6 protein-coding genes are annotated in these 5642 nt (G+C 77.2%); 1 reads left to right on the top strand and 5 read right to left on the bottom strand.

Going from position 1 to position 5642, the window contains the following annotated elements:
• The coding region (locus tag ACTUAL_RS19190) for a carboxyl transferase domain-containing protein (protein ID WP_440901220.1) at positions 1-846 on the top strand (846 nt) is incomplete at its 5' end.
• A 43-nt stretch (positions 847-889) separates the two neighbouring features.
• On the opposite strand, the gene ACTUAL_RS19185 is transcribed toward ACTUAL_RS19190, so the two are convergent.
• The 5 genes from ACTUAL_RS19185 to ACTUAL_RS19165 form a co-directional block, all read right to left on the bottom strand.
• Positions 890-1414, bottom strand: coding sequence for an AMIN-like domain-containing (lipo)protein (locus tag ACTUAL_RS19185; protein ID WP_440901219.1), 525 nt, complete (start codon positions 1412-1414; stop codon positions 890-892).
• Positions 1415-1475: 61 nt separating this feature from the next.
• Positions 1476-1985, bottom strand: a complete 510-nt coding sequence (gene tsaE, locus ACTUAL_RS19180; RefSeq protein ID WP_096498106.1) for a tRNA (adenosine(37)-N6)-threonylcarbamoyltransferase complex ATPase subunit type 1 TsaE — start codon at positions 1983-1985, stop codon at positions 1476-1478.
• A complete protein-coding gene (locus tag ACTUAL_RS19175) occupies positions 1985-3085 on the bottom strand; it encodes an alpha/beta fold hydrolase (protein ID WP_440901218.1) in 1101 nt (366 codons plus the stop codon). The genes tsaE and ACTUAL_RS19175 overlap by 1 nt, the downstream gene beginning before the upstream one ends.
• Positions 3082-4182, bottom strand: a complete 1101-nt coding sequence (alr, locus tag ACTUAL_RS19170; protein WP_232520088.1) for an alanine racemase — start codon at positions 4180-4182, stop codon at positions 3082-3084. Before alr ends, ACTUAL_RS19175 begins: the two co-directional genes overlap by 4 nt.
• Before the next feature lie 62 nt (positions 4183-4244).
• A partial coding sequence (locus ACTUAL_RS19165) for an NAD(P)H-hydrate dehydratase (protein ID WP_440901217.1) occupies positions 4245-5642 on the bottom strand: 1398 nt, incomplete at its 5' end.

The following is a 5642-nucleotide window of genomic DNA, read 5'->3' as shown; positions in this document are numbered from 1 at the left end:
GCCGACGTGGTGCTGGGGGTGGCGGGGGCGCAGGTCGGCTTCGCGGGCAGCCGGGTGCGGCCGGGCAACGGGCCGGAGTACACCGCCGAGGGGCAGTTCGCGGCCGGGTCGGTGGACGCGGTGGTGGCGCCGGGCGACGTGGAGCGGGTCGTGGCGGACTGCCTGCGGGTGCTGGCGGGACGGCGCGACGGCCCCGCCGAGGTGCCGCGCGCGCTGGGGCGGCTGGACCTGCCGGGGACCGGGTGGGAGGCGGTGCGCCGGGCCAGGTCGGCGGCGCGGCCCCGCGCCGGGGCGTACCTGGCGGACCACTTCGACCTGCTGGTTCCGGTGCGCGGCGACCGGGCGGGCGGGGTGGACGACGGGGTGGTGTGCGGCCTGGGGCTGCGCGGCGACCGGGCGGTGGCCGTGGCGGCGCAGCTGGGGACCGCGACCGGGGCGGCCGGGTACCGGACGGTGGAGCGGCTGCTGCGGATGGCGGGACGGCTCGGGGTGCCGGTGCTGACGCTGGTGGACACGCCGGGCGCGGCGAACGGGCCGGAGGCGGAGCGGGCCGGGGTGGGGCCCGCGATCGCCGGGGTGTTCGCGGCGGTGGCGGAGTCGCCGGTGCCGGTGACGACGCTGGTGGTCGGCGAGGGCGGGTCGGGCGGCGCGCTGGCCCTGTGCGCGCCGGGCCGCACCTGGCTGACCCCGGACTCGTACTTCTCGGTGCTGGCCCCGGAGCTGGCCGGGCTGGTGCTGCGGCGCGGCGACGTGGCGGGCGTGGCGGAGGACCTGCGGCTCCGGCCGCAGGACGTGGTGGAGCTGGGGGCGGCGGACGGGATCGCGGGGGCGGAGCCGATCGGGTGAGGGCGGGGCGCGGGCCGCCGCCACGGCCCGCACCCGCCGGCCCCTACGAGTGCGCCACGTCCACCACGAGCTTGCCGCCGCCCGAGGTCACCCGGAACGGCAGCCCGGCGGGCGTGCCGATGCCCAGCTTGACCTGACCCTCGGCCGAGCCGGCCCACCTGACCTGCTGGAACGTCCGGTACCCGGTCACGTCGACCACCTCGACCGGGTTCGCAGGCTGGTAGCCCTGGCCGGGCACGTCGACCAGGACCACGAGCACGCCGTCGCCGCGCAGCGGCAGCACCTGGTCCTTCGCGATGTGCCCCAGCTCGTCCCGGTACCCGACGTGGAACCCGGCCGCGTCCGCCGCGCCCAGGTCCAGCACCAGCCGGTCGAAGCACTCGTGCTGACCGGACCGGACGCCGGTCAGCGCGCCCTCGGCCGCGCCGCCCCAGACGTCCCGGTCACCGGTCCCCCAGTCCGCGTCGCACGCGACGTCGGCGTCGGCGGGCGAGGCCCCGGCGACCGCCACCGGTGCGAGGGCCACCCCGGCCAGCGCCGCGAACAGCACCGCAACCCTGCGAAGCATCGGTTCCTCCTCACGACGGAGCCCCCATGACCCCGTCACGGGGAATGGGGCCGATGCCCGCTCACCCGTTGCGGTCGGCGGCCTCCGCGCTGCGGGACCCCGCACCGGGCAGCTCCGCGCCAGCAGGCTCCACGCCGGGCAGCTCCCGCCCGACCCACGCCCCGCTGGGCTCCAGCCGCGCCACCCGCACGTCGTCGTCGCGCCGCTCCAGCCGCACCAGCAGGTGGTCCTCGGACAGCCGCGCCGCGCCCTCGCCCCACTCGACGGCCACCACCGCGTCCACCAGGTCGGTGTCCAGGTCCAGGTCGTCCAGCTGCGCCAGGTCGTCGCCCAGCCGGTACGCGTCGACGTGCACCAGCGCCACGCCGCGCTCACCGGCGTCGTGCACCCGCGCGATCACGAACGTCGGCGAGCTCACCCGCCCCCGCACGCCCAGCCCGGCCGCCAGGCCGCGCACCAGCGCCGTCTTGCCCGCGCCGAGCGGCCCGGCGAGCAGGAGCAGGTCGCCCGCCCGCGCCGACTCGCCCAGCGCCCTGCCGAACGCCTCGGTGTCCGCCACCGTCGGCAGCATCACGCTCGCCACCACCGTCGCCCGTCCTCGTCCTCCACGGCCGCGCTGCGGCGCACCAGGTCGACCAGGTGCGCGGTCACGAGCTCGGCCTGCTCCATCATCACCATGTGGCCCGCGCCGGAGGCCCGGACCAGTTCGCTGTGCGGCATCTCCTCGGCCATCCGCTCCGCGTGCGAGAACGGGGTGAGCCGGTCGGCGTCGCCGCTGACCACCAGCACCTCGCAGTGCCGCAGGCCGGCCAGCGCCTTGTAGCGGTCGTGGGTGCCCAGCGTCTCCAGGAACTCGGTGAGCACCGACACCTTGATCCCGGCGATCATCTCGTCCATCAGGTCGACGAGCGAGGTCGGCACGCCGCGATCGCCGAACGCGAGCGCCCGGATCCCGCTCCAGGTCAGGATGTTGGCCCGCCGCCTGGCCCACTCCACGGCGCTCGGCTGGAGCCCGGCGAGCCTGCCGACGCCCAGCGTGACCGGGTTGTACCGGGACAGCACCGACTTGGGCAGCCCCGCGCCGCCGACCGCGCCCGCCGCCGTGCCCACCAGCGCGACGCCGCGCACCCGCTCGGCGAACAGGGTCGGGTTCTCCTCGGCCAGCGCCATGATCGTCATGCCGCCCATGGAGTGCCCGACGAGCACCAGCGGCCCGGTGGGCGCCATGGACCGGATCACCGCGTCCAGGTCGTGGGCCAGCTGGTCGATGGTGTTGGACTCGGCGGGCGAGCGGTCGGAGCGGCCGTGGCTGCGCTGGTCGTACAGCACCAGCCGCACCCTCGGGTCGACCAGCGGGGCCAGGTCGCGGCGCTGGAAGTGCCAGCAGCGGCGGTCGAGCGCGAAGCCGTGCACGAGCACCACGGTCAGCTCGGCCTCGCCGCCGTCCTCCGGGTCGACCTCCTCGGCCGACAGGGGCACGCCGTCGTCGGCGGCCACCGTGGACTCGCGGGTGGGGCGCAGCCTGCCGAGGGGCTCGTCGGCCAGGGGGTCGTCCTGGCTGCGCTCGCCGGTGACCTTGCGGTGGTTGGCCGCGACGCCCACGGCGACGCCGGTCGCCGCGGCGCCCAGCACCCCGCCGACCACGCTCACGGCCTTCCACAGCGTCTTCACCGGTAGGTCCTCACCACGCGCGGCCGGTGCATCCCCGTCACGATCTCGTAGTCGATGGTGCCGGTGGTGTCCGCCCACTCGCGGGCGGTCGGCCCGCCGTCGACGCCGGTCCCGAACAGCACGACCTCGTCCCCCTCCGCGATCTCGTCGTCCCCGCAGTCCACCACGACCTGGTCCATGCAGACCCGCCCGACCACCGGGCGCCTGCGGCCCGCGAGCTGCACGCGCATCCGGTTGGACAGGGCGCGCGGCACGCCGTCCGCGTAGCCGACCGGCACCAGCGCGAGCGAGGTGTCGGACTTCGCGGTCCAGGTCAGGCCGTACGAGACGGACTCGCCCGCCCGGATGCGCTTGGTGCGCACCACGCTGGAGCGGAACGTCATGACCGGCCGCAGGTCGTGCTCGTCGGGCACCGGGTTCAGCCCGTACAGCGCGATGCCCGGCCGGACCAGGTCGAAGTGCAGGTCGGGGCGGGTGAGCAGGGCGGCCGAGTTGGCCAGGTGCCGCTTCGGGTCCAGGCCCGCGCGCAGCGCGGCGCGGTAGGCGTCGTCGAACCGCTCGGCCTGCGCGTCGGTGGCCGGGTGGCCGGGCTCGTCGGCGCACGCCAGGTGGGACCAGATCGCGTGCACCTCGACCTCGGGGGTGGCGGCGGCGAGCTCGACGAACCCCTCCCACTCGTCGGCGGTGCAGCCGTTGCGGGACAACCCGGTGTCGATCTTGAGGTGGACGCGGGCGCGCCTGCCCGCCCGGCGCGCGGCAGCCGCGGCGGACTCCAGCGCGCGGGGCGTGGACAGGCCGAGGTCGACGCCCTCGGCGATGGCGGGCGCGAAGTCGGTGTCCGGGGTGTCCAGCCAGGCCAGCACGGGCGCGGTGATCCCCCCGGCGCGCAGCGCCAGCGCCTCGGGGATCGAGCAGGAGCCCAGCCAGGTCGCGCCCGCGCCGAGGGCGGTCCGCGCCACCTCGACCGCGCCGTGCCCGTAGCCGTCGGCCTTGACCACGGCCATCAGCTCGGCGCCCGGCGCGCGGGCGGCCAGGTACGCGGTGTTGTGCCGGAGGTTGTCGAGGTCGATGACGACCTCAGCGCGGGGAGCAGCCATAGCGCGGTTCATGGTGTCATAGCAGGTGATCGGCGGACGGCCCGCCACTCGTGGCGCGGGGCTCATCCGCTCCGCAGCGCCCGGATCGCGTCCGGCACGGCCCTGAGCAGCGCCGACGCCGGGATGGGCGCGCCGCGCGAGGCGAGGTCCGCCGCCGTCGCGTGGGCGCGCGCCGCGCAGGCCGCCGCGAGCAGCGGGTCGAGCCGGGCCGCCAGCAGCGCGCCGACCAGCCCGGACAGCACGTCGCCCGACCCGGCGGTGGCCGCCCAGCCGCCGCCCGCCCGGTTCACGAGCACCCGCCCGTCCGGGCCCGCCAGCACCGTCGTGTTGCCCTTGAGCAGCACCACCGCGTCGAACCGCGCGGCGGCCCGCTTCGCGGCGGCGACCCGGTCCTCCCCCACCGGCCCGGCCAGCCGCTCGAACTCGCGGTCGTGCGGGGTCAGCACCAGCGGGGTGCCGGGGTCGCGGGCGTCCCACAGGTCGGGGTTGTTGGCCAGCATGGTGATCGCGTCGGCGTCGGCGACCACCGGCACGCCCGCCTCCAGCACGGCCCGCAGCACGCCCTCGGCGCTCAGCCCGGTGCCCAGGCCCGGCCCGACCACCCAGGCCTGGACGCGGCCCGCGTCGGTGATCGAGCCGGTGCAGATCGACTCCGGCCAGGACGCCCGGACCGCCTCGGCCGCCGCGCCCGCGTACCGGACCATGCCGGAGGTGGCGAGCAGCGCCGCCCCGGTGGCCAGCACGGCAGCGCCGGGGTAGGTCGCGGAACCGGCGGCGATCCCGGTGACGCCCTGGGTGTACTTGTCGTCCGAACGACCGGGCACCGGCCAGTGCGCGCCGACCTCGGCGTCCTCCAGCTCGGCCAGGTCGGGACCGGCCAGCTCGGGCCCGAGGCCGATGTCGACCAGCTCGACCCGGCCGCAGTCGGCGAGCGCGTGCACGGGCTTGAGGCAGCCGAAGGTGACCGTGACGTCGGCCCGGACGGCGGGTCCGGCGATCGCGCCGGTGTCCGGATCGATCCCGCTGGGCAGGTCGACCGCGAGCACCGGCGCGTCGATCGCGGCGACGTGCTCGGCGGCGTCCGGGCGCAGCGGGCCGCGCGCGGACAGCCCGACGATGCCGTCGACGACCAGGTCGACCTCGCCGAGCCGGTCCACGACCCGCCCACCGGACCTGAGGAACGCGGCCAGCCCCTCGGCGTGCGCCCGGTCCGGCCGCAGCAGCACCGCGCTCACCGCCACCCCCCTGCGCCGCAGGTAGTGGCCCGCCCACAGGGCGTCGCCGCCGTTGCCGCCCGCGCCGACCAGCAGGCCGACGCGGCGGCGCGGCCCGGTCAGCATCCCGAGCGCGACGCGGGCCGCCCCGAAGGCGGCCCTGCGCATGAGCGCGCCGTCCGGCACGCGCGCCATGACCCGCTCCTCGGCCGCCCGCACCCGCTCCACCGTCCACAGACCCCGCAT

Source organism: Actinosynnema sp., from assembly GCF_052038725.1.
This window is presented reverse-complemented; position numbering and strand designations above follow the sequence as displayed.

What these genes read in the sequence shown, in the direction of transcription:
- ACTUAL_RS19185 (WP_440901219.1), bottom strand. Translation starts at nt 1,414, where the DNA reads ATGCTTCGCAGGGTTGCGGTGCTGTTCGCGGCGCTGGCCGGGGTGGCC.
- alr (WP_232520088.1), bottom strand. Translation starts at nt 4,182, where the DNA reads ATGGCTGCTCCCCGCGCTGAGGTCGTCATCGACCTCGACAACCTCCGG.
- tsaE (WP_096498106.1), bottom strand. Translation starts at nt 1,985, where the DNA reads ATGCTGCCGACGGTGGCGGACACCGAGGCGTTCGGCAGGGCGCTGGGC.